The 26,153-nt window shown below is 31.9% G+C and carries 24 protein-coding genes and 4 pseudogenes; 4 read left to right on the top strand and 24 right to left on the bottom strand.

The annotated features are described in order from the left end of the window. Window positions 1-347: 347 nt before the first annotated feature. Window positions 348-491, bottom strand: a complete 144-nt coding sequence (locus tag ABN080_RS00140) for an AcrZ family multidrug efflux pump-associated protein (protein ID WP_071788544.1) — start codon at window positions 489-491, stop codon at window positions 348-350. 159 nt (window positions 492-650) lie between these two features. Here ABN080_RS00140 and modE point away from each other — a divergent pair, with 159 nt between their 5' ends. Continuing rightward, window positions 651-1,442: a molybdenum-dependent transcriptional regulator gene (gene modE, locus ABN080_RS00135; protein WP_072070569.1), complete on the top strand. Its 792-nt coding sequence runs from the start codon at window positions 651-653 to the stop codon at window positions 1,440-1,442. A gap of 132 nt (window positions 1,443-1,574) precedes the next feature. On the opposite strand, the gene ABN080_RS00130 is transcribed toward modE, so the two are convergent. The 21 genes and pseudogenes from ABN080_RS00130 to ABN080_RS00030 all read right to left on the bottom strand — a co-directional run bounded on the left by ABN080_RS00130 (window position 1,575) and on the right by ABN080_RS00030 (window position 19,874). Beyond that, the gene (locus ABN080_RS00130; protein WP_349440066.1) at window positions 1,575-2,987 is read right to left on the bottom strand and encodes a hypothetical protein; all 1,413 of its coding nucleotides are present in this window, start codon (window positions 2,985-2,987) and stop codon (window positions 1,575-1,577) included. A gap of 128 nt (window positions 2,988-3,115) precedes the next feature. Then, window positions 3,116-3,313: pseudogene (locus ABN080_RS00125) on the bottom strand (contact-dependent growth inhibition system immunity protein); the annotation flags it as partial. Between the two features lie 23 nt (window positions 3,314-3,336). Further along, window positions 3,337-3,579 (bottom strand): hypothetical protein, encoded by a 243-nt coding sequence (locus ABN080_RS00120; protein ID WP_349440064.1) that lies wholly within the window; start codon window positions 3,577-3,579, stop codon window positions 3,337-3,339. A gap of 57 nt (window positions 3,580-3,636) precedes the next feature. Next, the gene (locus ABN080_RS00115) at window positions 3,637-3,951 is read right to left on the bottom strand and encodes a zinc ABC transporter substrate-binding protein (RefSeq protein ID WP_349440063.1); all 315 of its coding nucleotides are present in this window, start codon (window positions 3,949-3,951) and stop codon (window positions 3,637-3,639) included. 21 nt (window positions 3,952-3,972) lie between these two features. Then, window positions 3,973-4,143, bottom strand: a pseudogene (locus ABN080_RS00110) (contact-dependent growth inhibition system immunity protein); the annotation flags it as partial. A 6-nt stretch (window positions 4,144-4,149) separates the two neighbouring features. Further along, window positions 4,150-4,527: a ribonuclease toxin immunity protein CdiI gene (cdiI, locus tag ABN080_RS00105; RefSeq protein WP_072070571.1), complete on the bottom strand. Its 378-nt coding sequence runs from the start codon at window positions 4,525-4,527 to the stop codon at window positions 4,150-4,152. Window positions 4,528-4,765: 238 nt separating this feature from the next. Then, window positions 4,766-5,002 (bottom strand): hypothetical protein, encoded by a 237-nt coding sequence (locus ABN080_RS00100; protein ID WP_349440061.1) that lies wholly within the window; start codon window positions 5,000-5,002, stop codon window positions 4,766-4,768. Further along, window positions 4,989-5,144 carry a hypothetical protein gene (locus tag ABN080_RS00095; protein WP_349440060.1) on the bottom strand — a complete coding sequence of 52 codons (156 nt, stop codon included), beginning with the start codon at window positions 5,142-5,144 and terminating at the stop codon, window positions 4,989-4,991. Before ABN080_RS00095 ends, ABN080_RS00100 begins: the two co-directional genes overlap by 14 nt. A 69-nt stretch (window positions 5,145-5,213) precedes the next feature. After that, window positions 5,214-5,632 (bottom strand): annotated as a pseudogene (locus tag ABN080_RS00090) (contact-dependent growth inhibition system immunity protein). An 89-nt stretch (window positions 5,633-5,721) separates the two neighbouring features. Beyond that, window positions 5,722-5,907 (bottom strand): endonuclease toxin domain-containing protein, encoded by a 186-nt coding sequence (locus ABN080_RS00085; protein WP_349440059.1) that lies wholly within the window; start codon window positions 5,905-5,907, stop codon window positions 5,722-5,724. Window positions 5,908-6,015: 108 nt separating this feature from the next. Next, on the bottom strand, window positions 6,016-6,615 hold the full coding sequence (locus ABN080_RS00080; protein ID WP_349440058.1) for a hypothetical protein: 600 nt from the start codon (window positions 6,613-6,615) through the stop codon (window positions 6,016-6,018). Window positions 6,616-6,626: 11 nt separating this feature from the next. Continuing rightward, window positions 6,627-6,959 (bottom strand): zinc ABC transporter substrate-binding protein, encoded by a 333-nt coding sequence (locus ABN080_RS00075; protein WP_349440057.1) that lies wholly within the window; start codon window positions 6,957-6,959, stop codon window positions 6,627-6,629. Between the two features lie 222 nt (window positions 6,960-7,181). Continuing rightward, entirely contained in the window at window positions 7,182-7,775 is a 594-nt protein-coding gene (locus ABN080_RS00070; protein WP_349440056.1) for a hypothetical protein, read from the bottom strand. Between the two features lie 57 nt (window positions 7,776-7,832). Continuing rightward, entirely contained in the window at window positions 7,833-8,087 is a 255-nt protein-coding gene (locus ABN080_RS00065) for a contact-dependent growth inhibition system immunity protein (protein WP_349440055.1), read from the bottom strand. Window positions 8,088-8,917: 830 nt separating this feature from the next. Continuing rightward, window positions 8,918-9,427 (bottom strand): contact-dependent growth inhibition system immunity protein, encoded by a 510-nt coding sequence (locus ABN080_RS00060; protein ID WP_349440054.1) that lies wholly within the window; start codon window positions 9,425-9,427, stop codon window positions 8,918-8,920. After that, window positions 9,424-11,010: pseudogene (locus ABN080_RS00055) on the bottom strand (DUF637 domain-containing protein). Before ABN080_RS00055 ends, ABN080_RS00060 begins: the two are co-directional and overlap by 4 nt. 258 nt (window positions 11,011-11,268) lie before the next feature. Beyond that, window positions 11,269-11,796, bottom strand: a complete 528-nt coding sequence (locus tag ABN080_RS00050; RefSeq protein ID WP_349440053.1) for a hypothetical protein — start codon at window positions 11,794-11,796, stop codon at window positions 11,269-11,271. Window positions 11,797-11,851: 55 nt separating this feature from the next. Continuing rightward, on the bottom strand, window positions 11,852-12,382 hold the full coding sequence (locus ABN080_RS00045; RefSeq protein WP_349440052.1) for an SMI1/KNR4 family protein: 531 nt from the start codon (window positions 12,380-12,382) through the stop codon (window positions 11,852-11,854). Between the two features lie 57 nt (window positions 12,383-12,439). Beyond that, window positions 12,440-12,946 (bottom strand): contact-dependent growth inhibition system immunity protein, encoded by a 507-nt coding sequence (locus tag ABN080_RS00040; RefSeq protein WP_349440051.1) that lies wholly within the window; start codon window positions 12,944-12,946, stop codon window positions 12,440-12,442. Window positions 12,947-12,949: 3 nt separating this feature from the next. Next, window positions 12,950-18,316: a DUF637 domain-containing protein gene (locus ABN080_RS00035; RefSeq protein ID WP_349440050.1), complete on the bottom strand. Its 5,367-nt coding sequence runs from the start codon at window positions 18,314-18,316 to the stop codon at window positions 12,950-12,952. A gap of 16 nt (window positions 18,317-18,332) precedes the next feature. Continuing rightward, window positions 18,333-19,874, bottom strand: a complete 1,542-nt coding sequence (locus tag ABN080_RS00030; protein WP_349440049.1) for a ShlB/FhaC/HecB family hemolysin secretion/activation protein — start codon at window positions 19,872-19,874, stop codon at window positions 18,333-18,335. A 181-nt stretch (window positions 19,875-20,055) separates the two neighbouring features. Between ABN080_RS00030 and modF the strand changes: the two genes are divergently transcribed. Next, window positions 20,056-21,522: a molybdate ABC transporter ATP-binding protein ModF gene (gene modF / locus ABN080_RS00025; protein WP_349440048.1), complete on the top strand. Its 1,467-nt coding sequence runs from the start codon at window positions 20,056-20,058 to the stop codon at window positions 21,520-21,522. A gap of 390 nt (window positions 21,523-21,912) precedes the next feature. After that, window positions 21,913-22,665: a 2,3-diphosphoglycerate-dependent phosphoglycerate mutase gene (gene gpmA, locus ABN080_RS00020; protein ID WP_036938379.1), complete on the top strand. Its 753-nt coding sequence runs from the start codon at window positions 21,913-21,915 to the stop codon at window positions 22,663-22,665. A 73-nt stretch (window positions 22,666-22,738) separates the two neighbouring features. Here the strand turns inward: gpmA and aroG are convergent, their stop codons facing one another. After that, window positions 22,739-23,797 (bottom strand): 3-deoxy-7-phosphoheptulonate synthase AroG, encoded by a 1,059-nt coding sequence (aroG, locus tag ABN080_RS00015; protein ID WP_349440047.1) that lies wholly within the window; start codon window positions 23,795-23,797, stop codon window positions 22,739-22,741. A 245-nt stretch (window positions 23,798-24,042) separates the two neighbouring features. Beyond that, window positions 24,043-24,771 (bottom strand): nicotinamide riboside transporter PnuC, encoded by a 729-nt coding sequence (gene pnuC, locus ABN080_RS00010; RefSeq protein ID WP_115350860.1) that lies wholly within the window; start codon window positions 24,769-24,771, stop codon window positions 24,043-24,045. A gap of 251 nt (window positions 24,772-25,022) precedes the next feature. On the opposite strand from pnuC, the gene ABN080_RS00005 reads away from it, so the two are divergent. Beyond that, entirely contained in the window at window positions 25,023-25,907 is an 885-nt protein-coding gene (locus ABN080_RS00005) for an aminoglycoside 6-adenylyltransferase (protein ID WP_115350859.1), read from the top strand. Window positions 25,908-26,153 lie beyond the last annotated feature (246 nt).

Below are 26,153 nucleotides of genomic sequence, written 5' to 3'. Positions count from 1 at the left end.
GTGACAAACAATCTACAACTTAAAGTATAACAAGTAGATACTCTAAATAATTCAAGTTACAGCTAGGCGACAAGTGACAAACAATCTACAACTTAAAGTATAACAAGTAGATACTCTAAATAATTCAAGTTACAGCTAGGCGACAAGTGAATGAGTCGCTAGGAGCATACATAAGTATGTGACTAGTGCGAATGAGCGTAGTCAACAACGCTGTGGCTTGAAGTATGACGAGTATCAGTGCGAAAGAGTGAAGTCAACAACGGCTATGGCTTGAAGTATGACGAGTATCGTGAGTAAAAAAATAGCCCTTCAAGATAAAGGGCTATTCTAAATCAGGGAGGGAGAAATTATGATTTTTTGTCTGCTTTTGGCTGACTTGGTGAAATCAAGTTAAACACTTCACCTAAACCATAAATAATGCCCATAATCAGTACCATTACAACAGGTACCATCAAGAGAGCAAACCCTAAACTTTTCAACAATTCAAGCATGATAACCTCTTTATCATGGTATATTCGGAAAGCCAGAGTTGGCATTTCTTCACGAATGACGAATAATAACGCTATAGATGTATATATTCTAGAGAATTATCGCTTTGTGTCGGCACAAAAAATGCGATAAACACACAAAAAAAGAAGAAGCCTATCATTATGCAAGCAGAAATATTATTAACTCTTAAACTTCAAGATAAGCTCTTTGCCGATCCTCGTCGCGTAGCATTGTTAAAACAGATCAAGGCGACGGGTTCAATTAGCCAAGGGGCAAAAATGGCGGGCATTAGTTATAAAAGTGCTTGGGATGCCATTAATGAAATGAATCAACTCGCAGACGAGCTTCTTGTTGATAGAGCAACAGGCGGTAAAGGTGGCGGAGGTGCAACTCTCACTCATTATTGCGAGCGCTTACTACAACTTTACGATCTGTTAGGTCAAATCCAGCAAAAAGCCTTTGATGTATTGAAAGATGATTCACTCCCTCTGGATAGCCTTTTAGCGGCTATTTCTCGTTTTTCATTACAAACCAGTGCCAGAAACCAGTTTTTCGGCACCATTATTGAGCGTGATAACCTTCAAGTTCAACAACATGTTAATGTTCAACTTGCTGATAAAAAGACCATTATTCGTGCGGCACTAACAGAAAAAAGTGCTGATCGCCTAGGGCTTAAAAAAGGTAAAGAAGTACTGATTTTAATTAAGGCACCTTGGGTCAATATTGAAAAAGGCGCCTCTTTAACGCAACAATATGACAATGCGCTTTCAGGCACACTCACTCAAATTGAGACGGGCAGTGAAAACAGTGAATTAGTGGTAACATTAGAAGGCGGACAAGAAGTCTGTGCCACCTGTTCTAATCAGCATGTTAAAGAGCAAAAACTGCATATTAATGACAGCGTAACGGCTTTATTTAATGCTGATCAGGTGATTGTCGCAACACTGTGTTAATCATTAATATGATTGCTTTTAAATAAAAAATAAAACCATCACTTAGTTATTATTTTAGAAATAATATTAAGTGATGGTTTTTAATTGGAAATAATATTTACATAAATCAAATTTATTCTAATAAACTTCTGATTAACGTATTACATTAATATTTTCCAGTTTTACTGAGCTTTCTAGTCTATCACCTACTTGCATGGTAACTGGAACAAAAACGTTAAAATCTTGCAACCAAGCTTGTTTGCTACTGATTTTCTGTTGTCCTTCATGAGTTTCATCACACTGAACTAACAGATATTTTCCACTAAACTCAGATGCTATACTACCTGCATCTCCTTCGCTTAACACATTACAACGTATTGATGAAGTTATTACTTCTTTTTTAGAATCAATACTTTCCCACTGTGCTTGATATTGTTGGCCAACGACTAATGGAAATTGCAGATCTGTCTGCAACTTACGGAGTAGTGAAATATCGTGACTGATAGACATAACAAACTTTAATTGTAACTGATTAGCCAACATTAAACGTTGTACTGTCCAGATACCATAATCTTCTAGATTACGTATATAACCATCCGATTGGGCATCCAACTGTACATTGACCTTACCGTATTCGCTTACTATGGTATAACGGATCTGTTTAAAGCGAGGAAGTGCCCATGGTTTTATCAATGATTGAGTTTGATTATTAATTCCTGTAGAAAGTGGATATTTATTAAGCCATTGCGGATTATTATTACTTAAATTGGGCATTGTTGGCCCCATCAATGTTGATACAGGCTTATTAATAGCAGGTACAAAGTGTCCCTCAGCAGTGAACGTTTTTCCTTCTGGTAACTGACATAATTGATTGAAAAGTTGTCTCATTTGAAGATCTATTTTGAAACTATTTTTACGACGAATAATATCATCAGTGATCAGCGAATCAGTAATGTACCCCTCACGATCTAGGTTCATTGCAACTACAGCGTCGCCCTGATGAGTTTTACAATTATATAAATAGTGCTCAATCTTTAGCTCAAGAGGTGCATCATAAGGTGGTTCCCAGATGGTTTCTGCAAAATCATATCCTGTACGTACTGATAATATGTCGCCAATATGCTGAATACTATTAGTATCAACAAGGTTAGTCATACCGCCGATAGACGTGTCAGATAACCTTTCCCATCGCGATTCTTTTATTGGAAATTGACAAACCATGCGGATATCTTCTGTTGTCATCAGCTTATTGTCTTGAGCTGGTGCATAACGAAGATAATTATTACCGTAATAGCGAGCTTTGGTTAGCCCTTCTTCATTCAATACATCCTTATATAAAAGCTGAGCCTTATTCTGCTTACAATCAACAGAATGCCAATGTTGAGTTTTTTCTCCACTATTATCTGTTAATGACACCATGTAATTCACACGATCATGGTTCCTAACTATAGACAATGGATTAATTTCATTATTTATCAATAAAGGCTTATCCGTTGCATAGACAAAAGAAAATAGCAAATAAGGTAGAAATAAAAATAAAATAATTAAAAAACGCAGGCTGTACATATATATCCCTTCACTGATTGATTATTTTTTATATTTAACATGGCAGAAAATAACTATATATATTGCTAATACTAATTAGTTCTATTTCTTAGAGTAATTATTTAGTAATATCAGTAGAAATAATACATTTAAACTTTACGACTAATACAACGCGTAAATGCTTCTTTTATTGAGGCACCTAAAACCTCATCACTACAATTAGTTTTTAATGTAATAATTGCACTATCGGGTATTCCCTCACCTACCCAATGATCCATACGTAAATGGTTTAGAGGCTTAATAATAATTTCATTACCTACAACACTTAAACCGCATAGGCTCATATTTTAAAGTAGGAAACGGAATAACATTAGGAATTAATTAAATCTGATTTGGCACTATTCAAAATGGCCATAAAATTATCTAAATTAAATTTATGCCTCACATTTTCACTTAAACACCGACTATCATTAAAAAATTCAATTTCTATTTTATCGGCTCCATTATCTTTATTTAATTGACAAAGTATTTGTTTTTTATATGAAATTTCAACAGTAATATTCTCATATTTATTGTCACTTACAAAATCGATTTTAAAGTTAGAATCTATCATCTTTTTTCCTTTAATTTATGAATAACATTATAAAAAATTCTAGATAATAGATCCATCCTATCGTAATTGGTTACGTAATTCATTAGGAACTAAATCAAATAACATTTTGATATACTTTACATTGCAATCATACAATATACTTATTTTTGAACTACATTTCTCAGTATATGTTTTAGCTTGAAAATTTAAAAATGAAATATCACTTTCATCAAAATTTTGATTAAGTATTTTTTTAGGTAAATTATGAATTAACTGTAATTCATAATAACAAGATTTATCTTTTTCTTTTGCTATCATTCCTCTAGATTGAATATTTCTTAATTGGGGTAAAATCCAACACATCATATCTATATATATTTCATTTTTAGTCATTAACAATCAACTCATTAGTATTTAAATAATTACGAATTTAATCCCGAATAATTGAACTTTTCGACTAATACAACGCGTAAAAGCTTCTTTTATTGAGGCACCTAAAACCTCGTCACTACAATTGGTTTTCAATGTAATAATTGCACTATCAGGTATTCCCTCACCTACCCAATGATCCATACGTAAATGGTTTTTCATTTATAAACTAAGGTGATTTAATCTATTTTTTGATAGCAATATTTTAATTTTTATCTTATCTTCAGGATGCATTAACAAATACTTTTCACAAGATAATCTAATAAATTGATAACAAGTATCTTCGCTTACAATAACAATATCTTTATCTGTTAGAGGATATCCTACTCCAAACTTAACACCTAAAAAATGCTCAGATACATCAGGGCTATTCATATCTGGGAAAAAGCAATATATTCCATCGAGGACAAAAGATTCTTTTTGAACAATATTAGAAACAGCATCTAAAAAACAACCATCATTATATATAAGATCAAAATAACTTTTTATAGTCCAATTAGGCTCACTCTTTTCATAGGGTAATTCAAATAAATATTTCATCAATAACGCTCCTACTTAGGATGGAAATTAGTAACCATCTTCGTTTCTTTATCTAAATATACTCTGAAAGTTATGCCTTCTGATATTGCATCATAGGATTGCAATTCTTTATCTAACGCATTCTTATATCCATTAGCTGCTGCTTTTTGACCTAATTCAAGTATTTTTTGGTCAGAAAAAATATTGGGATCATAAATTGTTTTTTTTAAAAGTTGAGCGCCATTACCTTTATAATGAGTTATTTCTCCAGTTTGGGGTGCAGTTCAGCTTTCGCAGGTATTTTATATTCAATATACGTTATCCCTCGCACATTTGTTGGGATCTCTTTTATAATTTTTAAATTTTTATCCTTTACAACATTATAAAATACATTAGCATTATGACCACCTGAAATTCCCATTTTCTGAGTAAATTTATCTACTGTAGCTAAATGTTTTAGTAATTCAATTTGGAAACTTATTCTATTGTCCATCATATAATTGCTCTGTTACATTAATACGATATAAACGTTCAATTTTTTTTATCTCATCATCAGAACACCCCTTTATTTTATGAATATTGATAGGATGCTCTGGATAGATAGAATGTAAATTATTTATTAATTGGTTATTTTTCATAAATAAACTCATATAACAAAAAATCACCTTACATATAATTAGCATAAGATGATTTTATTTAGTATCCATTTAAACTTTACGACTAATACAACGTGTAAAAGCTTCTTTTATTGAAGCACCTAAGAGCTCGTCACTGCAATTGCTTTTTAATGTAATAATTGCATTGTTAGGTATACTTTTACCAATCCAATGATCCAATCGTAAGTGATCATAAGGAATAATAGATATAATACCATCAGTCACATTCACATTACATAAGTTCATGTTTTTGAATAGTGTCGTTTTATTTTTATAATCACATTCTTTAATTATTTTTTTATCCATTCAGAATATAATCCATCGTTATTACGCATTTCATGATATTCAAATGAATTAGCATCTAATATTTCGCTTTGGATTAATGCATTTCTTGTAAAGAAACCCAAATCTGCATCAAGTGGATCTTTGGATAAAACCTTATAACCTTTTTTAAAATCCATCAAATAAATACCGCTTTTTGAAAGAGTTATTATAATATAATAATCATTATTAAAATAGACACTTGCTCTTAAGTTATTTTTTTTGATATAGACACTATTTACTCCTCAACTATTGTAATATTAACCTTAATATTTTTTGAAGATGCATTTTTAATAAAATTATTAATAGCATCCCATTGTTGTTTGGTTGTTCTTGCAGGAACACCTAATTCTAGAGTTTTTGATTTAATATCACTTGGTAAAATATCAACTTTTCCCTTTTTTTCTCCTGAATATTTATCCATTTAAGTATTTATAAATAAAACCACTACCTAGTTATTATTTTTAAAATAATATTAAGTAATGGTTTTGGCTTGATTAATATTTCTATTAAAAATTAGTAGCTAATTTATTTATTCTGAATACATGCGAGTAAAATAATCACTAATTTTATTGTTATCAAGCAATCTATCTTTGGTAAAATCAAGACTATCAGAGACTACAATATATTTTCTGAACTCTTCAGGAATATCTTCTATCGTTGCATAAATAGTTGGAACAATAAAACGAAAATAGTCACCCATTTTGGTTTCGCCTTCATATCCAATGGGATAATCTTCATATAATTCATTGAGTGCTTCAAAAAGAAACATTCCCATTTTAGCCCCAACTCCCGCATCACAATGATTTCCATTCCATTTTTTTAATTCAAAATTAAATTCTTTTATTATTTTTGATTTATCATATTTTCTATAGGTATAACTTGAATATAAATCAATAATATAGTTACCATGCTTATTTATGTTGTTATTATATTTTTCTGATTCACCATCAATATATTCAGATAAATGATCCAAATATAATTTAATGTCAGGTACCGATAATAGCACTTTAGGTAACCACCCACTATTATTATTATACATTTTTGCTAGATATCCTTGATTATCCATAGCAACCCAAGCATATGTGTAAGATGAACCTGGTATCCATTCTGAGATTAGAGGTAAAATCATATATCCTCATTTTAATTGATAGGCCCATCCCATCGTAATTGATGACGTAATTCATTAGGAACTAAATCAAATAACATTTTGATATACTTTATATTGCCATCATATAATATACTTATTTTTGAACTGCATTTTTCAGTATATGTTTTAGCTTGAAAGTTTAAAAATGAAATATCACTTTCATCAAAATCTTGATTAAGTATTTTTTTTGGTAAATTATGAATTAACTGTAATTCATAATAACAAGATTTATCCTTTGCTTTTGCTATCATTCCTCTGGACTGAATATTTCTTAATTGAGGTAAAATCCAATACATCATATCTATATATATTTCATTTTTAGTCATTATTTTATCTCTTAAAACAAACATTATTAATATAATATCAGCCAATTAAACTTCACAACCAATACAACGCGTAAAAGCTTCTTTTACTGAGGCACCTAAAATTTCATCACTACAATTAATTTTTGATTTTAAAATTGCATTGTTAGATATATTTTTACCAACTTAATGATTCAATCGTAATTAAGTATTTGTAGTTTTAAACTCCATATCACAGCTAATATTTTATAATCGTAATAAATCACCTGAAAAATCAACAGGTGTAGGAGCAATGAAACTCTCATTGTATGAACTAATAATATATCCTAGATATTCATTAAAATTCTTATCTAACACTCTTACCTTATCTTCATTTTCATTTTCATTTTCATTTTCATTTTCATTTTCATTTTCATTTTCATTTTCATTTTCATTTTCATTTTCATCATAATGATAAACTAAGTCAGGTTGCTTTGAGTTTGTCAATAAAAAATAATATTGCGTTTCCGATTCAATTGAAATAAAAAATGGTTTTTGTTCTAACATATCCCATAAACCAAGATTATATAACTCTTCCCTTGAACCATATTGAAACAAAATATGTCCTCGTATAAACCATTCTCTGTAAAAAATCAGAGGATCATCCCAAAAAAAACCACCACTGCAACGCCCCATGCAATTCAAAAAGTCATATAGCTGACCAGCTACTTTAATATCATAAAGACGTTCAATTTTTTTTATCTCATTATCAGAATATCCCTTTATTTTATTTATAGGGAACTCTGGATATATAGCGTGTAAATCATTTATTAATTGATTATTTTTCATAGATAAATTCATATAATAAAAAATCACCTTACCCATAATTAGCATAAGGTAATTTTATTTAGTATCCATTTAAATTTTGCGACTAATACAACGCGTAAATGCTTCTTTTATTGAGGCACCTAAAACCTCATCACTACAATTGCTTTTTAATGTAATAATTGCACTATCAGGTATTCCCTCGCCGACCCAATGATCCATACGTAAATGGTTTTGAGGCTTAATAATAATTTCATTACCTATAAAGCTTAAACCACATAAGTTTATATTTTCAAATAGAGCTGTTTTATTTTTATAACTATATTCTTTAATTATTTTTTCACCCACTCTGAATAAGATTTTTTATTATTATATATCTCATTAAATTCTTGTGAGTTACTTTCTATTTTTCTACTATTAATTAAAGAAATTTTTTAATAATGACCTAACTTATCATCAGTGATATTCTTAGATAAAACGTTATATCCATTTTTTAAATCCATAAAGTGGATATAGCATCCCGAGATAGTTACTATAATATAGTAATCATAATTAAAGTAAATATCCGCATATAAATTATAGCCCTTCGATATAATCATTAACTACTCCTCAATTACAGTAATATTAAACCTAATATTCTTTGAAGATGCATTTTTAATTGAATAGCTAATTATTTTCCATTGATTAATTCCTGTCATTCAGTAGTTTATAATCATCTTTACTTCCCTTTTTATAAACAACTTAGATAATTATCGTTAAATAAAAAACCATCACCTAATTGTCATATTAAGCAACAGTTTTTGGATTAAATAATTTTCTCATTAAAATTTAGTAACTAAAATTATTTTGAGTACATACGAGTAAAATAATCATTAATCTTATTATTATCGAGTAATCTATCTTTAGTAAAATCAATATTATCAGAGACTACAACATATTTTCTTAAATCTTCAGGAATATCTTCAATCGAGGCATAAATACTAGGGACAATAAAACGAAAATAATCACCAATTTTATTTTCTCCTTCATACCCTACTGGGCGGTACTCATATAATTCATTAAAAACTCAAAAAAGAAAAATTCCTATCAATTCAATTAAAAACATTTAATTATTTATTACCTAATAATTCACATATATATTATATTTCAATTATACAAAAATACTCACTTTCATTAAGTTAAAATCTCTTCGTAGTACACCGACTAAATGCAAGCCGAATACCCAAACCTATCTCATCAGATGAGCTATCTAGCGATAAAATAACCTTATGGGATGCCCCTATTCCTTCCCATCCTTCAAGACTTGAATGGTGAGAAGGTGAAATTAATATTTTGTTATTATAAAGATAAACAGAACAATTTAGCATATTAGCTAAAAGTTGACGTTTTGAGCGATAGTTATATTTATACTGTAATAATTCTAGCCATGAATCCCAGTTTTTTTTTATATTTTCCTTTTTAAAGAGTTTGTCATATTCCTCATCTTTGAGCTGAGTTCGACTATTCTCTAAAACTTTAATTAAACTTTCGCCAAGCTCCTTATTTGAACATGTTAAAGAAAGTATAATTGATGAAAAATTAGGATCGAGTGTCATTAGCCCATAGCCAGATTCCGTATTTAAGCAAAAAAATTTATCTGTCATTACTATCAAAGCACAATACTCATTATCGTTAATAAACGTCATCATTTTATCTGCGTTATTTTTACTTCAATATTCATACTTTCTCCATAAGCTACCGCACGATTAATTTCAATCCATTGGGCCTTTGTTGTCGATTGTGGTACAGCAAGCCAAATTTCTCGTTTTGCTATCATTTCTGAATGTAAATTAACTCCTTACAATCTATAACCTTCAAATTTTGCAGCATCATCTATATTACCTTTAATTGTATTATAAATTTGTTTTGGTCGATTAAGTTTACTCATCGTTTGAGTATCTAGGCTTTTTGCACTTATTGCTACTTTATCTTTAGCAATATAAAAATCAAATGTTTTAAAATTTTTTGGCAATCTAGTGTGAACAGGTAAGCTTTTCGCAATAGAGTTTTCCCATGACATTCCTTGTGTATTTATATTTCCTCCCCCAGAAGACCATTTCATACCAATTTCAGAAGCAGAAATTGTTTTACTTGCTGAATTTCTACCAAAATATCTAATAGCAAAATCGCTTAATTCTTTAACTAAAAAACCAGCACTAACAAGAAAAAACTGGTTATCTGGCTCTGAGATCCACGATGAAAACTTTAACCAAGAAGGAGTGTTTACATCTATTTTATCTAAATCTTGCGAATTCCAATATTGAACATATTGTTTAGCTATCTCAGTTTGCATTGTATCAGCACCAAGATAGCTAGCCCAATATGGTCTTTTAGTTAATTCAAGTGCATTTTCAATTCTTTTTTTCTTGATCTCTATAACTGCTAACGGATTAGTATTTAATTCAACATCTAGTTTTAAACTATTTTCATTGCTAAAAACTGTATATTTGTCGATTATCTTTGATAGGCATTCAGCATTAGACCCACATTTATGTATTTCTCGATCGAAATCCATCGAAATATCATGAAATAAATGGTTGAAACGGAATATATTCTCAGCTGAACTAGCACCACTATATACACCACCTGGCTCACCAGTAAAAATACCGCCTGCTATACCACCGAATAACCTAACAAATTGAGCTTGTGATTCTGATTTTTTATGCCACTCCTCAACCTTAATAGTGTTATCACCCAACGAAATAGCCGCAATTTCAGCGGCCAAACCACCGATAATTGCACCTTTAACATTTCCTCCACTAATTTGTGCAGATAAACCAGATAATGTTGCATGACTTAACACCTTTCCTGCATGCCCTAATACAGCGCCATTATTACCAATTAAATTGGCGCCTTCGGCATGAAATTGACTGCCGATATTGCTTAATAACGCGATTCTAAAATTATCAATAAAACTACCGCCTTGAATGGCAGTACCGAGGGTTGAACTGACGACTGAATGTGCGGCAACGCGCTGTGCAACTTGATCCCATGTTGCGTTATCAGTAAGCAATAACTTACCTGTTGAAGGTAAGGTTCCTCCTTGGATTGCCTGATCCCAACCCATAAATTGGTCAAGACCTTGCAATGCCCCGGCAACCACCATGCTTGTAACAATAGATTTAGCGGTATCACTACGGCCGAGGGATTCAATAGTTTTATAAATACTGCCTTTGTTTTCGGCTAAAGATACCGCTGCTTGTTCTAATGATTGTTCTTTTTGGGCTTTAATATCCTCAGATATACCTTTAGGCGCATCAATCGTTAGCTTTCCGCCAATATAAAGTTCAGGTAATTATTGCTATTCTTTATTAATTATTAACATGATTAGTTTTATTAAAAAATAAAACCAGCTAAGATAATTCTATTTTTTATTTGATTACTTACAATTATTAAAAAATATTATATATATAATAAAAAATCACCTTACACATAATTAGCATAAGGTGATTTTATTTATTATCCATTTAAACCATATGATTTCATATTATTAAATTTCGATCAACTCACCAATAAAATCATCATTTAAAATATTATCTATATTCCTCTTCTTTGACTTACCTATTAAATACTTTAGATAATCATTAAATTCCCAATGAGTATCTTTTATCACTTCCTCATTTTCATCATACTGATAAACTTTATTTTGATTATCAGAATCAGTTAATAAAAATAGATATTCATTTTCTGATTCTATTGAAAAAAAGAAAGGTTTTTGATCTAATAAGTCATGCTGTTGTATATTACACAACCTTTCACACATATCAATTTGAAATTGAATGTGATTTCTAACAGAAAATGTATGGCAATAAAATAAAAGAGATGAATCATCAAAAATCCCTCCACTACATCGCCCTATACAACTTAGAAAACTATATAATTGTTCTGTTATTTTTATATCATAGAAACGTTTTATTTTTTCTATCTCATCATCAGAATATCCTTTTATTTTATGAATATTGATAGAAATCTCGGGGTAAATTAAATGTAGATTATTTATTAATTGATTGTTTTTCATAAAAATTATTCACCCTTATATAATTAATAGTAGTAAATTACTATTACAGTTATCTTCATATATTAATTAATTCGCCTGTAACACAATGCTTTTTTACACATTTTCTAGTTTCGGTGTTGATTAATTTTTTTAAATATTGATAAAGTGTCCACTCTGTCTCCTTTACTATTTCTTCATTTTCATCGTAATGATAAACTTGGTTTGGATTATCTGAATCAGTTAATAAAAATAAATATTGAGTTTCTGACTCTATAGAGATGAAAAAAGGTTTCTTTTTAATTAAATTAAATTGTTTTATGTTACATAGATCATTACGTGTACCAATTTGAAACTGTACATGTCCTCTAACCGAAAAATTATATCGATAAAATAACAATGAATAATCACAAAAAAAACCACCACTGCAACGCCCCATGCAATTCAAAAAGTCATATAGCTGACCAGCTACTTTAATATCATAAAGACGTTCAATTTTTTTTATCTCATCATCAGAATACCCCTTTATTTTATGAATATTGATAGGAAGCTCTGGATAGACAGAATGTAAATGATTTATTAATTGATTATTACTCATAGATAAATTCATATAATAAAAAATCACCTTACACATAATTAGCATAAGGTGGTTTTATTTAGTATCCATTTAAACTCTACGACTAATACAACGCGTAAAAGCTTCTTTTATTGAGGCACCTAAAACCTCATCACTACAATTAGTTTTTAATGTAATAATTGCACTATCGGGTATTCCCTCACCTACCCAATGATCCATACGTAAATGGTTTAGAGGACTAATAGTAATTTCATCATCTGTAAGATCTAAGCTACATCGATTCATATTATTAAAAAGTGCTGTTTTATTTTTATAATCATACTGTTTGATTATTTTTTTTATCCAGTCTTGATAAGATTTTTTATCATTATACATTTGATGAAACTGTTCTGAATTTCCTTTAATTTGCTCACTTTTAATCAGAGCGAGTTTTGCATAATAACCTAATTCTTCATCAAGAATATCATTAGGTAAAACTTTATAGCCTTTTTTTAGATCCATTATATAGATAGAGTGACCAGAAAAAGTTAATAAAATATAATGAGCATCATTATAATAAACACTTGCTCTTAATTTATTATTTTTTAATTTAAACATATACTATTCCTCAATAATCGTAATATTAACTTTTATATTTTTTGATGATGCATTTTTGATAGAATCATTAATAGCATCCCATTGTTCTCTAGTGGTTTTTTCTGGAACTCCTAATTCTAATGTTTTTAATTTCACATCTTTTTTAGAAATTCCTGTAGTTCCACGCCCATCACCACTATATTTATCCATAATTGAAATATATGTATTTAATGTATTTTCTATTGATTTTGGATTTTCAATCCTTGAGGCTGTTTGGGTATTTAATGTCTTTACACTAATATATTCATCTGTATTACCATCATAATAGTCAAATGTTTTGGCGTTAAGATGTAATCGTGTAAGTCGTTTATTTGATAGACCAATGTAATTCTCAAATGTCATTCCTTGCTCTACTATTGTACCTTGGTACATCCATTTCATTGTGATTTTATTTCCTGATTTGTCAATAAAATAAATATCATTTATTGGTATAAACTGCGTTTTATTGGCATTAAAACTTATAGGACCATAAATTCTATTACCATTACGCCTAGTTATTGATGCACCGATTGCAATTACTGAAGTTAAGTTTTCAAGTGTTTTTTTATCCCATCCAGTAAATTTACTCGCATTTTCAATCCATTGATTTTTTGAAAATGTTTCACTATCTGTTAATTTATCGGCTTCAGTGTAAGTAAATAATTTGATTTTTTCATAACCACTAAATAAGGGATAATTTCCACCTATCCTAGTTTTCTCTTTTGTGATCCAATAATCTGAAAGTAATGAATCTTCCACATGTGTATATGGATATTTTTTCATTAAAGATTCATAATAATTTCTTTCAGATGAATCTAATGATTCTTGAGCAAGACAATAAACTTTTCGACAAGACGCAGCTAACAAGTGCTCTAATTTATTTTTATCTCCATTGGCTAGTTTATTAATTGCTTTTGTTTCTTCTAAATGAAGTTGTCGATTATAACGTTCGACTAATTCTGCTGAATTAGCCGCACTAATAACGCCCTCCGCTTTACCTGTTGCAAGTAAACCAGCAAAAGCACCCACTAGACGGCTTCTCTGAGCCTGTTGTTCTCGCCACTGCTCTGTCTTAATTAAATTATCGTTGAGCGATATCGCCGCTATCTCTGCCGCCAAGGCGCCTGCCACAGCTCCGGTAACACTGCCGCCTGCAATTTCTGCACTCACTCCAGCAACAACTGAATGACTTAACACCTTTCCTGCATGCCCTAATACGGCACCGTTATCACCAATTAGATTGGCGCCTTCGGCATGAAATTGACTGCCAATATTGCTTAATAGCGCGGTTTTAAAATTATCAATAAAACTGCCGCCTTGAATTGCCGTACCCAGTGTTGAGCTAACAACTGAATGTGCGGCAACGCGCTGTGCAACTTGATCCCATGTTGCGTTATCAGTAAGCAATAACTTACCTGTTGAAGGTAAGGTTCCTCCTTGGATTGCCTGATCCCAACCCATAAATTGGTCAAGACCTTGCAATGCCCCTGCAACCACCATACTGGTAACAACAGACTTGACAGTGTCACTACGACCGAGTGACTCCAAAGTTTTAGAAATATTGCCTTTGTTCTCAGCTAAAGACACCGCAGCTTGCGATACTAAAGAGGCAAAACCTGCTTGTGCTGCAACCGATGCTGTTGAAGCCACACTGGCTGATGCACCTGCCGCAATGGTGGCTTCACTTGCCATTCCACCAATGGTTGCCGCCGTTGCAGTACCGTAAGTGGCAACCCCTACCGCGATAGCAATAACCGCACCAATAACAGGATTTAATTGCTGAGTTTTATCATCCCAACTGGAATAAGTGTCTTTCACTAAATTCCAATTAACGTTCTTATGGTGTTGAAGATCACTCAACCAAGCATATTCTGGTGTATTACTTAAAACGGTTAATGCTTGTTCTAGTGATTCTTTTTTCTTAGCCTTAATATCCGCAGATATGCCTTTGGGGGCATCAATAGTAAGCTTTCCGCCAATATAGAGCTCGGGTAATACCCATATTCCTTTGGTGTATCCCTGATCACGCTGAGTAATATAAATATCTTTTGAATTAGTAATAACTTGTTTAAATGCCGTATTTTTTACTGCTTTAAAATTAATTTTTCCTGTTTTGCTGGTTAATTTTGCATTCTTCGCTGTTTCTAGTTTGCTTGCTTCTAAGGTAATATCATCTTTAGCAAATAAGTTAATATCGCTATTTGCAATAAATTCGGTAACTTTATTATTGGTATTATAAAATGTTTTCGTATATTTCTTTTTAGTTGTACATAAAGTCCACCAATTACATTTTTTCTTTTCCTCTTCGTAATAACTTGATTCTTCCATCGCTTGTGCATAAAGAAATCCACCTTTAGCAGCGATATCCATCTCTTTATTTACCGTTAATTTTGATGCCTGAAATAAAATACTGCCTTCAGATAATAGTGTTAGATTATTGCCACTATTAATTTCAGTGCTAACTTGTTTGCGAAGCTCTTCTAAGTCAGAACCCGACTCTTTACGAAAATGTGTTCTTACTGATCCTAATTGAATATTGCCACCACTGGATATCGTAATATCACCCTCTGATCTAAGTGAACTTCCTTCTGTGATTAATGTGCCTGATGACGCAATAGAAATACCTTTATTTCCCGTAATAGCGGTTGTGGCATACTGAATATCTTGTGCATCTTCATGGGGATCTTTTATAGCAGAATAAGCGTTTGTACCCAGTTTTATATTTCTACCTGCTAATACAACTGCTTTATCTTTTGAATTTAATATTGTTGAACTTAAATCAATATCACGAGAGGCATTTAAAATAAGATTATTATCTGAAAATAACTTAGATTGTAATTGGGGGTAATAAACATCACTGAAGAAAGTATCGGCTTCTTTTATTGATTTAGAGGCAAGGAAAATATCTTGTCCTGCATTAAAGGTTATGGCTTTATCACTATGATATTTTATTCCTTGACTAATAATATCTTTACCGGAAGTAAAAGTTATATTATTACTACTTTCCCAAACTCCCATATTAATTAAAAAACCTGGAATATATCTACTATCTTTAATAAAAGGCACTAAATCAAGAAGAAAAGACTCATCACGATTTATTTTAATATCTTCTAGCGCAGATAAATTTATTTCATTAGATTTATTAATTATTACATTTGAAATATAAATGTTTTTTCCAGAATGAAAATCTATTTTTTCAGAGATATCAATATATGGTGATTTAATACCTTTTAGAGTATAAAAAGTAGTGGGATTAAATAAATGACTAATATCTCCTTTTTTAGTTGTAGTAGAAAAATATTTTGCTGCTACATCTATATTCTCAAAATTTATAGCATCAGTCGCTGTCAAACTTATATTTTCATCAGCTAACAACTCTGAATTAGTTATATTTATATTTTTATCAGCAATAATAGATAAGGAATCCTTCGCTGTTAAGTTTAAAGAAACATTCACATTATTAGCATTTAATAATATATTTTTAGCTAATATAGTATTTTCAAAATCTGATAACCCCCTGAATTTTTTTATTTCTTTTTCTGAAAATGGAAGTTTACGTTCTAAATCTATACTATTTTTAAAATCTAAAACTAAATTGTTACCTGCTTTTATTAAATAGTCGGAAACGTCATTTACAGCAAATTCATAATGACTCCCCGTTTTCACAAAAGGTACAAAACGACTTCCCTTATTAAACCTAGCGTCATCAAGATTATATTTAATTATATCATCACGATAATAAAACTGAGCATTATCATGAGAATATACATCCCATTTATTAAGATATCCAGAACGATAATAATATGTTTTTGCATTACTTCCTGTTGCAATTAAATTATCATTTGCAACAATTCTAGATTGGTTATTAATAAACTCATTAGATTGTATATATAAATTATTCCCTGAAGAAATAACACTTGGAACATATTGATCACTTTTTTTAAAAAATGAACGTTCTACATTAACTCCTCCATTATTTTTTAAATCTAAAATATCAAACCATTTTTTATGAGAAAAATCTTTTAATTCAGGGAGTAAAATAACTAAAAGAAAATAACCCGTAGGACTTTTAGATGGAGGAAGGAGATGATTACCGATACTCATAGAGATTTTAGAATCAGGCTCTTGTTTTATCTCTTTAAATAAAGGTGTAATAGATTCATTAACCAACTTCTTTGTTCTAATAATCAAATCACCCTTTTCTGTTTTTATCGTGGCGGATTGATTTTCAATTAAACTACTAGGATAACCCTGTGCATTTTTTTGTATCCATAAGTTATCTTTTGCTTGAACTAGCGCCTTTTCACCTTTATTAGTGAGTTTATCTGCAAATAAACGCATATCTTTTTCTGCGATAATTTCACTATGATTAGTTAGCGCATGAGTTGCTAAAGTTATATCCCTTTTTGCTTTTAACTTTGCATTATTATTAATTTGTAGTTCTTTATTGCTAATATTAATATCTTGTTCAGATTGAATATTGCCATTAAAGGTAATTTTTCCATCAACCGTTAAATTCATACTGTTTTGATTTGTATGAATATCACTTAAATTAACACCAACACCCTTTTCTGTGCTGACTAGTCGTATTTGATTGGCATACATTCCTCCCAGCGCTTTAGTATCAATCGAGATTGTTGGCTTTATGTCTTCTCCAGTAAGGCTGTTTACCGTTCCTTTTTCAAAATCAATACGGTTATTGCCTTGCATTAAAGAAAGAGTTTTAGCGTTAATTTTTCCATTTAACTCAATACTTCGGCTAATAATGTCGGCATAATTCTGAGCTTGGAGATCTATACCTTGCGTGCCAATAACAACAGCGCCTTTTTTCACTTCTATTGCTGAATAAGCACCTTGAGAGCTAAATTGAGGTTTTCCTGTCGTAAGTGTAATTGCTGGGGTATTAATAAACGAACAGCCATCACACGTGATACCATTTGGATTGGCAATAACAACTTTCGCTTGTTCACCTGCAACTTCTAATTTACCTAATAACTGTGAATGTCCATTTCCTACTACTTCATTAATAATTAAATGCGCTGCATTACCTTTTAAATGGGTATTAGCATTCACTTGTTTGGCTAATTGAGTATTAACAGGCATTGTTGCATTATTAAGTACAACACCTTGTTTACCAACATTAAAAGAGTGAAATTGATTATGAGAAACACCAGTATCATTAGGTGTTGCAATATTAATAATAGGAACGGTATTTTTCTGACTTATTTTTATTGTTTTATCAATTGGAGTAATTGCAGAACTCCAAGCGGGATGTAATGGATAAATAGCTGTTAGATAAATGATGCTATAGCTAATTAAACGCTGTTTTTGAGAAATATCCTTTTCGTGCATAAAAAAACTCCAAGTTTTAAATCGCCAAAGAAATAGACCAAAATAAAGACCAGTGATCGGGTTTTAATGATGAAGGGTAAAATAAAGGTTTATTAATTAATATTTGTGAAGAGAATGTTGAGCGATAAAAAGAAGCTCCTATAGCACTTCCTAATAAAGATTGCTGTTTTGTTTCATATTTATCTGAATTTATAACGCCATAATCAATCGCAGCAATAAATTTCCATTGACCTAAAAAAGACATTATCCCAGAGGTGTTAATTTCATTACGCCAATAAAACCCTCGATTTGCACTTAAACTTTCTTTTTTAAATCCTCGAATAGAATTCAATCCACCTATTGCGATCCGTTCTATGCTATAAAGATTATCTGGCGTATATTGCCCATAGAATGATGTAACATAGGAAAATTTATTAATAAATATATGTTGATAGCTTAAGTTTAGGCTTAGTTTTCGATAATGGCTACGAGGTGAATTTTCAGAAAGATAATCAGGTGTTGCACCAAAAAGAGAAATCCCGAGCTCGGCAATTGGATTAATGATTAAATATCCATTATGTATACTTAAATTATATTCAGGACTAAATGACAAAGAAGTTAATGTAGGACTCGTTATTAATAGTTTTTGTTGTGCTAATTGTGTCCTTGCTTTTTTATGTTTCAGGGAACTCTTTAATATTATTCGTTGCTTATTATCACGATAGACTAAACGACTAATATCAAAGTGTTGATCGCTATTTTTGTTTTTATAACGATATTGAGCATTATGGCTTTGAAAAGGATAAGAGGATTGGCTATGCGATACTTGATACTGATAAAACCAATAACCATAAGGAATATTCATACTTGCAGTATAAGCACGAGAATAGTGAGTGCGAGTGAAATCAGTATTTGTTTTTAGTGAAAAAATCCATTGTTCACCCAAGTCAAATAAAGAATCTATGGTTGTAGTATTCGCTAATAGAATTTTACCTGTTGTTTTGGTACCTGAGTTATCAACGGTTAGTTGATTTTTAAATGGAGTTTTTTTATTGTTTTGAACAACAAAAATAGAAGAATATTCCACACTATCGCTTGGTTTTATATCCAATGTATATTGTGATGTTGTTAATCGATTAAGTTGCTCAAGCCCATGCTCTAAATCGCGTAAATTAAGTATTTTTTCTTTGTACGATGGAAAGATAATATTAACTAATCGAGAAGAAGCATTATTAATAAAAATATCTTTTATTTTTCCCTCTATCACTTTAACTGTGAATTTATTATTAGAGAAGTCTTGATGAGAAATAAATGCCTGCGAAGTGATATAACCTTTTTTAATATATTCATTTGTTATAACATTAGTGATACTCTGTATATCATTTTCAGTTAAACATCGATGTAAATATTTTAATATTAATTGATTTTGTTTTTTAATACTTAATAAACTCGTATCTTCTATTTTTATTTCATTAATTATAAAACAATTATTTTTATTAACATGAGAAAAACTCATTTTACTTACTAACATTAATAAAAATAATAATAATTTAATCTTTTTATCTTTAAATTTATGCATATAAAAATCATCCTTGAATTATTTTTTATATCATTGCATAAACTATCTAGCTCAATGGTTATCATTTTTTAAAAGACCTTTAATTTTTAAATTAAGAATAATTCAACAGATATTGACAATTTTTGGTTAACCCGATATTGGTAAGTACCCTACTTGTTCTAAAAAGTGACGGATAAGAATAATGAAATACTTGCAACTCAAAAAAACACAATTTCGCTTAAGCGACAAACTCTGTTTACAAATTGATAATTTAGCCATAAATGAAGGTGAAAGTTGGGCATTTGTAGGCAGTAATGGAAGTGGCAAAACGGCATTAGCCAATGCATTATGCCAAGAAGGTATTTTGCTCTCTGGTGAGTTTATCAATACATTTTCTCGTTCAATTAGTCTCTCTTTTGAAAAACTACAAAAAATGATTGAAGAAGAGTGGCGTCGTAATAACACAGATTTATTAAGTGAAGGTGAAGAAGACACTGGCTTAACCGTAGCTCAAGTTATTCAAATGCAGGTAAAAGATGATGAGAGATGCTTTTTATTAGCCAAGCAATTTGGCGTTGAATACTTGCTATCAAGACGGTTTAAATATCTATCTACTGGTGAATCTCGAAAAATATTGCTTATTCAGCTTTTAATGAATAAACCTGATTTACTTATTTTAGATGAGCCTTTTGATGGCTTAGATGTTGATTCTCGTCGCGCTTTAAATGAGCTATTAGCTCTATTACATCAACAAAATCTTACTATCATACTGATTTTAAATCGTTTTAATGATATTCCTGATTTTATTCAGTATGCAGGTCTACTAATTAATTGTGAATTAGTCGCCAACGGTAAGAAAGAACAGATTTTATCTGACTCGGTAATATGGCAATTATCTCACAGTGAAACGCTGGAAAATCTCACATTACCGGAACAAGATCTACCAGATGCAATTCCTCAATTATCACCGACACTTTCCCCTATTGTGCTAAAAAATGGCGTAGTGAGCTATAACGACAAACCTGTTCTTCACCATTTAAGCTGGGAGGTAAAACCTCAACAACATTGGCAAATTTTAGGTCCTAATGGTGCGGGAAAATCGACATTATTGAGTTTAATTACGGGCGATCATCCTCAAGGTTATAGCAATGACTTAACGCTATTTGGTCGTAAAAGAGGAAGTGGCGAAACAATATGGGAAATTAAACGCCATATTGGTTATGTCAGCAATGCCTTACATCAGAGTTATCGAGTTTCTTCAACAGTAAAGAATGTCATTATTTCAGGTTTTCATGACTCTATTGGTATTTATCAAGCTATTACAGATAAACAGCTTAAACTTGCGGATGAATGGTTAGCGTTGATTGGTTTAACCGCACATGCTAACCATCCATTTCATGCCTTATCTTGGGGACAGCAACGCTTAGTATTAATTGTTAGAGCATTAGTTAAGCACCCGACTTTGCTTATTCTTGATGAGCCACTACAAGGCTTAGATACAACCAATAGGCTCTTAGTACAGCGTTTTATTGATATCATGATAAGCCACAGTAATACGCAACTTTTATTTGTGAGCCATCATCAAGAAGATGCGCCATCGTGTATTACTCATCGATTGACATTTATTAAAGAAGGCGAAATTTATCGTTACCAGCAAGAAATTTGTTAAATGTTGATTTTTACTGTCATAATCAGGGCAATGATTTTAGAAATAAACGGTAAACTTAGCTTTACTTTATTTATTTAAATCGACGCTTTTTTGCTTATTATTCGAACAATTATAAATAAAAAATATGTCGTTTTTATGGACGCCATTTTCGTCTACTTTTCATACAAAATGGATATTTTGTTTTTTTACACCGATCCCGCTAGATTAATAGCTTGAACGATTAAGCAAAAGGTGTGATAACTGTGCAATAATTCATCGAACAAACGATATTTTTGACTTAATCCCCCTTGTTTTGTCACTTATGTTTGGCGTTCTTGTCGATGATCCATATAATGATTGAAGTGCTAATTTTAAACTTATATTAAGAAAGTAATTATAGGAGTCTAAACTATGGCAGTAACTAAGCTTGTGCTAGTTCGACACGGTGAAAGTGTATGGAACAAAGAAAACCGTTTTACAGGCTGGACTGACGTTGAGCTGTCCGAAAAAGGCCGTAATGAAGCGCAAGAAGCAGGTAAACTGCTGAAAGCTGAAGGTTTCGTTTTTGACTATGCATATACTTCTGTTCTGAAACGCGCAATTCACACCCTGTGGAACATTCTTGATCAAGTTGATCAACAATGGCTGCCAGTTGAAAAATGCTGGAAATTAAACGAACGTCATTACGGTGCTCTACAAGGCTTAAACAAAGCTGAAACTGCTGAAAAATACGGTGACGAGCAAGTTAAACAATGGCGTCGTGGTTTTGCTATCACTCCACCTGAATTAACTAAAGACGATGAACGTTTCCCTGGTAAAGATCCTCGTTATGCATCTTTAACTGCGGCAGAACTGCCATTAACAGAAAGCCTAGCATTAACTATCGACCGTGTAACACCATACTGGGAAGAAGTTATCAAACCACGTGTTGCTTCTGGTGAGAAAGTCATTATTGCAGCTCACGGTAACTCACTGCGTGCTCTGGTTAAATACCTAGACAACATGAGCGAAGACGAAATTCTTGAGCTGAATATCCCAACAGCTGTACCTTTAGTTTACGAATTTGATGAAAACATGAAACCAATCAAACGTTACTACTTAGGTAATGCTGACGAAATCGCAGCAAAAGCAGCCGCTGTTGCTAACCAAGGTAAAGCAAAGTAATTTTACTTTTACTTTGAGTTACATAAAAAAATGCCACTTAAGAGTGGCATTTTTTATACTCTAAATTTAACTATTACGCTTTATTACGACGAGTCACCACCGCATCTGCTAGTTGGCGTAACAGCGTTTCGGTATCATCCCAACCAATACAAGCATCGGTGATACTTTTGCCATAAACCAAAGGTTCGCCGCTTTCTAATGATTGGCTACCTTCCACTAAATGGCTTTCAATCATCACGCCAATTAATGCTTTTTCACCTGAGCTAATTTGTTGGCAAATATCAGCGCCCACTTCCATTTGTTTCTCAAATTTCTTGCAACTATTGGCATGACTGAAATCAACCATGACGTTTTGTGGCAGACCGGCTTTTTTAAGCCCTTCTTTTACCGCTGCAACATGTTCAGCGCTGTAATTTGGCTCTTTACCACCACGTAAAATAATGTGGCAATCACCATTACCTGCTGTGCGTACAATGGCTGAATGACCCCATTTAGTGACAGAAAGAAAGCAGTGTGGCGATCCCGCAGCATTGATTGCATCAATAGCAACTTTAATTGTTCCATCTGTACCATTTTTAAAACCAACAGGACAAGATAGACCCGATGAAAGCTCTCGATGCACTTGTGATTCTGTAGTACGAGCGCCAATTGCGCCCCAACTCATCAAATCAGCAACATATTGAGGTGTTATCATATCTAAGAACTCGCCAGCCGTTGGCAAGCCACTATCATTAATCGTTAATAAAAGATTACGAGCAATGCGCAAACCTTCATTAATATCAAAAGTATGATCCATATGAGGATCGTTAATTAAACCTTTCCAACCAACAGTCGTGCGCGGTTTTTCAAAATAAACACGCATTACAATTTCAAGTTTGTCTTTAAGTTCTTCCCGAATAAGACTTAAACGTTGTGCATACTCCATCGCAGCTTTCGGATCATGAATAGAACAAGGCCCAATTACCACTAATAGACGATCATCTTTTCCTGCTAGGATTTGATGAATAGCTTCACGGGCATGACGAACTGTAAAAGCCGCATTATCAGTCGCTGGAAATTTTTCCAATAAAGCGACGGGCGGTAAGAGTTCATTGATTTGTGTTATTTTAAGGTCATCATTCTGATAATTCATTCCCGTGTATCCACTCTTTTATGTTATCTAGTCAATGTTATTATTGCTTTCCCAATCTAACCATTCGTTTTCTATCTGTAAACACCCTTTCACCTCAAAGCATCTATGGTTATTCTTCTAAAAAATTGTCAAAGATGGAAATAGCGCATTTAAGCAAAATAATGATTCAAAATTGCGTTAAAGATAAGAATAAAAACAATGAATAGTAAGGCTGGAGAGAAAGATAACTCTACCAGCCTTTTTTATTAGGAGAGGTAATTATTTCTGCTAGAGCGTTTTGCTGTTTTGATCCACAAACGAGAACCATTAATAGCGATAGCCAGTAAGATGATGTATTCAACAGACATGGCATAAACACCTTGCTTATAAAATATAACGACACTAATCACGTTGATCACAGACCAAACTAACCAGTTTTCAACTAATTTCCGCGTCATTAAAATCATCGCCACAATCGACAGAACGGTCATTGTAGAATCCCAGAATGGGTAAGCATCAGGTTCAAGCACTGGTGTAGCTAAATTTGCGCCAAAGACATTTAATATTTCAACAGCAACAACGGCTAAATAACCAAATACAGTATCAATATTAAAGGTCAAAGCGACAATAGCAGCGATTGAAATAATAATTAAAAAGAGACGGTGGCTCGGTTTTAACCAACGAATTCTTAGTTCAGCTTGCTCGAAATCATTTACTCTGCTCCATGCATACCATCCATAAATATTGGCCGCAAAGAAGAAAATTTGAAGCAACAAACTCGCATATAACTGAATTTGAAAAAAGATAATGGCAAATAAAGTAACGTTAATCAGTCCAAATAAGTAATTAATTATTTTTTCCTGACTTGCAAGCCATATGCACAAGAGACCAGCTATGGTACCCACAGCTTCAATCCACGAAAGTGGGTAGCCACCTTGTCCCAGTGGAATGTTGACTAAAATATTATTAATACTAAACCAACTCATGACATCCATTTTACAACCCCGACTTAATCATAGAAAAAAACAAAGAAAATATGGGTTATTGCGACATCTTTGCAAAGTAGTAAAGATATATTATAAATTCATATTTATAATGGTACTTAGTTTTCAATACTAAACATTATATTATTGAGTTATAAAAATAACAAAAAAATGTTTTATATACTAAACAAATTATTCTAATTTACGCTTTAAACAATAAAAACGAAAAATAACTTTATACCTTTTAATTATTAGAGAGAAATATGGAGCCAACAACACGTTTAATCGATCGCATGCTCTCTTTTGCATTGCTTGATCCTAGAATAGAGACAGTAATACTAACAGGATCATTAGGTCGCAATAAAAAGATAGACAGTTATTCTGATATTGATATAGAACTTATCGGTTATGGTGCGACAGAACTCGCAAAAAACCAATCTTGGTTGTCACAATTTGGTGATGCACTTGTCAGCTTACAATTAGAATGTGAAGATCCTAAAGGTAAATTTTCGCCCATTTATTTACATGTTTTAGCGCAAGGCAGAAAAATGGATATCATGATGGCAGAGCCTGAGCGTATTTTTAATATGAAAACTGAAGGACTTAGCCCAGTTTATCAACGTGGGTATCAAATCTTACTGGATAAAACGGGTTTATGCGTTGGGCTTCCTGAAATTAGCGTTATAACGCCCCCTACGCTCTCAAAAGAGCAAGCTGATAACAATGCTCAAGAATTCTGGTTTGAAGCCACACAAGTCGCTATAGCCATTCTACGCCATGAGTTTTGGTTTGCGAATTATCGCATGAATGATATGCGAGAATGGCTAATAACATTACTTGAGCAAGTTGCACTACAAACATCAACACAAGATGTATGGTATCAGGGAAAAAATCTCAAAGAGTGGTTACCTAAGTTTTATTCATTGCGCTCACTAGAAAGTACACTCGCAATGAGTACACCTTATGAATCAGCCGCATCACTTTCTATTATGATGGCATTTTTTATTGATGCATCAAAGCGACTCAATCACCCTCTTAATACAGCGACAAAAACACAAGAGCTTGTTAGCAATTGGCTAATTGACAATGAATTTTTGACTGAAAATGAGTACACCCAGATTACGTCATCGATTATTTGCCATTACTGATTCAAAGTGATTTTTAATTAAAGCGAGGTAGTTTTTTCAATTTTGAGAAAACTATCTTAGTTACTCAATTCAGCGATTAGATAGTGTTATCAGAAGATAACTGAAGAGACACTAAATGATAATGTAGTTAGTTATTAGAATGATGGTAAGTAGTCAAGGAGGGGTTTGAAATGGTGGGTCGTGGGCGATTCGAACGCCCGACCAATTGATTAAAAGTCAACTGCTCTACCGACTGAGCTAACGACC

It is taken from the genome of Proteus sp. fly-1089, from assembly GCF_040138965.1.
Taxonomy (GTDB): domain Bacteria; phylum Pseudomonadota; class Gammaproteobacteria; order Enterobacterales; family Enterobacteriaceae; genus Proteus; species Proteus vulgaris_B.
Note: the sequence above shows the minus strand (reverse complement) of the source record. Positions and strands in the feature narration are given on the sequence as shown.

Excerpts from the sequence above, each read along its gene's own strand:
- ABN080_RS00005 (WP_115350859.1), top strand. The coding sequence starts at position 25,023 with ATGGAGCCAACAACACGTTTAATCGATCGCATGCTCTCTTTTGCATTG.
- ABN080_RS00085 (WP_349440059.1), bottom strand. The coding sequence starts at position 5,907 with ATGGATAAATATTCAGGAGAAAAAAAGGGAAAAGTTGATATTTTACCA.
- modE (WP_072070569.1), top strand. The coding sequence starts at position 651 with ATGCAAGCAGAAATATTATTAACTCTTAAACTTCAAGATAAGCTCTTT.
- ABN080_RS00075 (WP_349440057.1), bottom strand. The coding sequence starts at position 6,959 with ATGACTAAAAATGAAATATATATAGATATGATGTATTGGATTTTACCT.
- aroG (WP_349440047.1), bottom strand. The coding sequence starts at position 23,797 with ATGAATTATCAGAATGATGACCTTAAAATAACACAAATCAATGAACTC.
- ABN080_RS00070 (WP_349440056.1), bottom strand. The coding sequence starts at position 7,775 with ATGAATTTATCTATGAAAAATAATCAATTAATAAATGATTTACACGCT.
- ABN080_RS00100 (WP_349440061.1), bottom strand. The coding sequence starts at position 5,002 with ATGATGGACAATAGAATAAGTTTCCAAATTGAATTACTAAAACATTTA.
- ABN080_RS00120 (WP_349440064.1), bottom strand. The coding sequence starts at position 3,579 with ATGATAGATTCTAACTTTAAAATCGATTTTGTAAGTGACAATAAATAT.
- ABN080_RS00030 (WP_349440049.1), bottom strand. The coding sequence starts at position 19,874 with ATGCATAAATTTAAAGATAAAAAGATTAAATTATTATTATTTTTATTA.
- ABN080_RS00060 (WP_349440054.1), bottom strand. The coding sequence starts at position 9,427 with ATGATGACGTTTATTAACGATAATGAGTATTGTGCTTTGATAGTAATG.
- modF (WP_349440048.1), top strand. The coding sequence starts at position 20,056 with ATGAAATACTTGCAACTCAAAAAAACACAATTTCGCTTAAGCGACAAA.
- cdiI (WP_072070571.1), bottom strand. The coding sequence starts at position 4,527 with ATGAAATATTTATTTGAATTACCCTATGAAAAGAGTGAGCCTAATTGG.
- ABN080_RS00045 (WP_349440052.1), bottom strand. The coding sequence starts at position 12,382 with ATGAATTTATCTATGAGTAATAATCAATTAATAAATCATTTACATTCT.
- ABN080_RS00130 (WP_349440066.1), bottom strand. The coding sequence starts at position 2,987 with ATGTACAGCCTGCGTTTTTTAATTATTTTATTTTTATTTCTACCTTAT.
- ABN080_RS00080 (WP_349440058.1), bottom strand. The coding sequence starts at position 6,615 with ATGATTTTACCTCTAATCTCAGAATGGATACCAGGTTCATCTTACACA.
- ABN080_RS00040 (WP_349440051.1), bottom strand. The coding sequence starts at position 12,946 with ATGTTTAAATTAAAAAATAATAAATTAAGAGCAAGTGTTTATTATAAT.
- ABN080_RS00115 (WP_349440063.1), bottom strand. The coding sequence starts at position 3,951 with ATGACTAAAAATGAAATATATATAGATATGATGTGTTGGATTTTACCC.
- ABN080_RS00095 (WP_349440060.1), bottom strand. The coding sequence starts at position 5,144 with ATGAAAAATAACCAATTAATAAATAATTTACATTCTATCTATCCAGAG.
- pnuC (WP_115350860.1), bottom strand. The coding sequence starts at position 24,771 with ATGGATGTCATGAGTTGGTTTAGTATTAATAATATTTTAGTCAACATT.
- ABN080_RS00035 (WP_349440050.1), bottom strand. The coding sequence starts at position 18,316 with ATGCACGAAAAGGATATTTCTCAAAAACAGCGTTTAATTAGCTATAGC.
- ABN080_RS00140 (WP_071788544.1), bottom strand. The coding sequence starts at position 491 with ATGCTTGAATTGTTGAAAAGTTTAGGGTTTGCTCTCTTGATGGTACCT.
- ABN080_RS00050 (WP_349440053.1), bottom strand. The coding sequence starts at position 11,796 with ATGAAAAACAATCAATTAATAAATAATCTACATTTAATTTACCCCGAG.
- gpmA (WP_036938379.1), top strand. The coding sequence starts at position 21,913 with ATGGCAGTAACTAAGCTTGTGCTAGTTCGACACGGTGAAAGTGTATGG.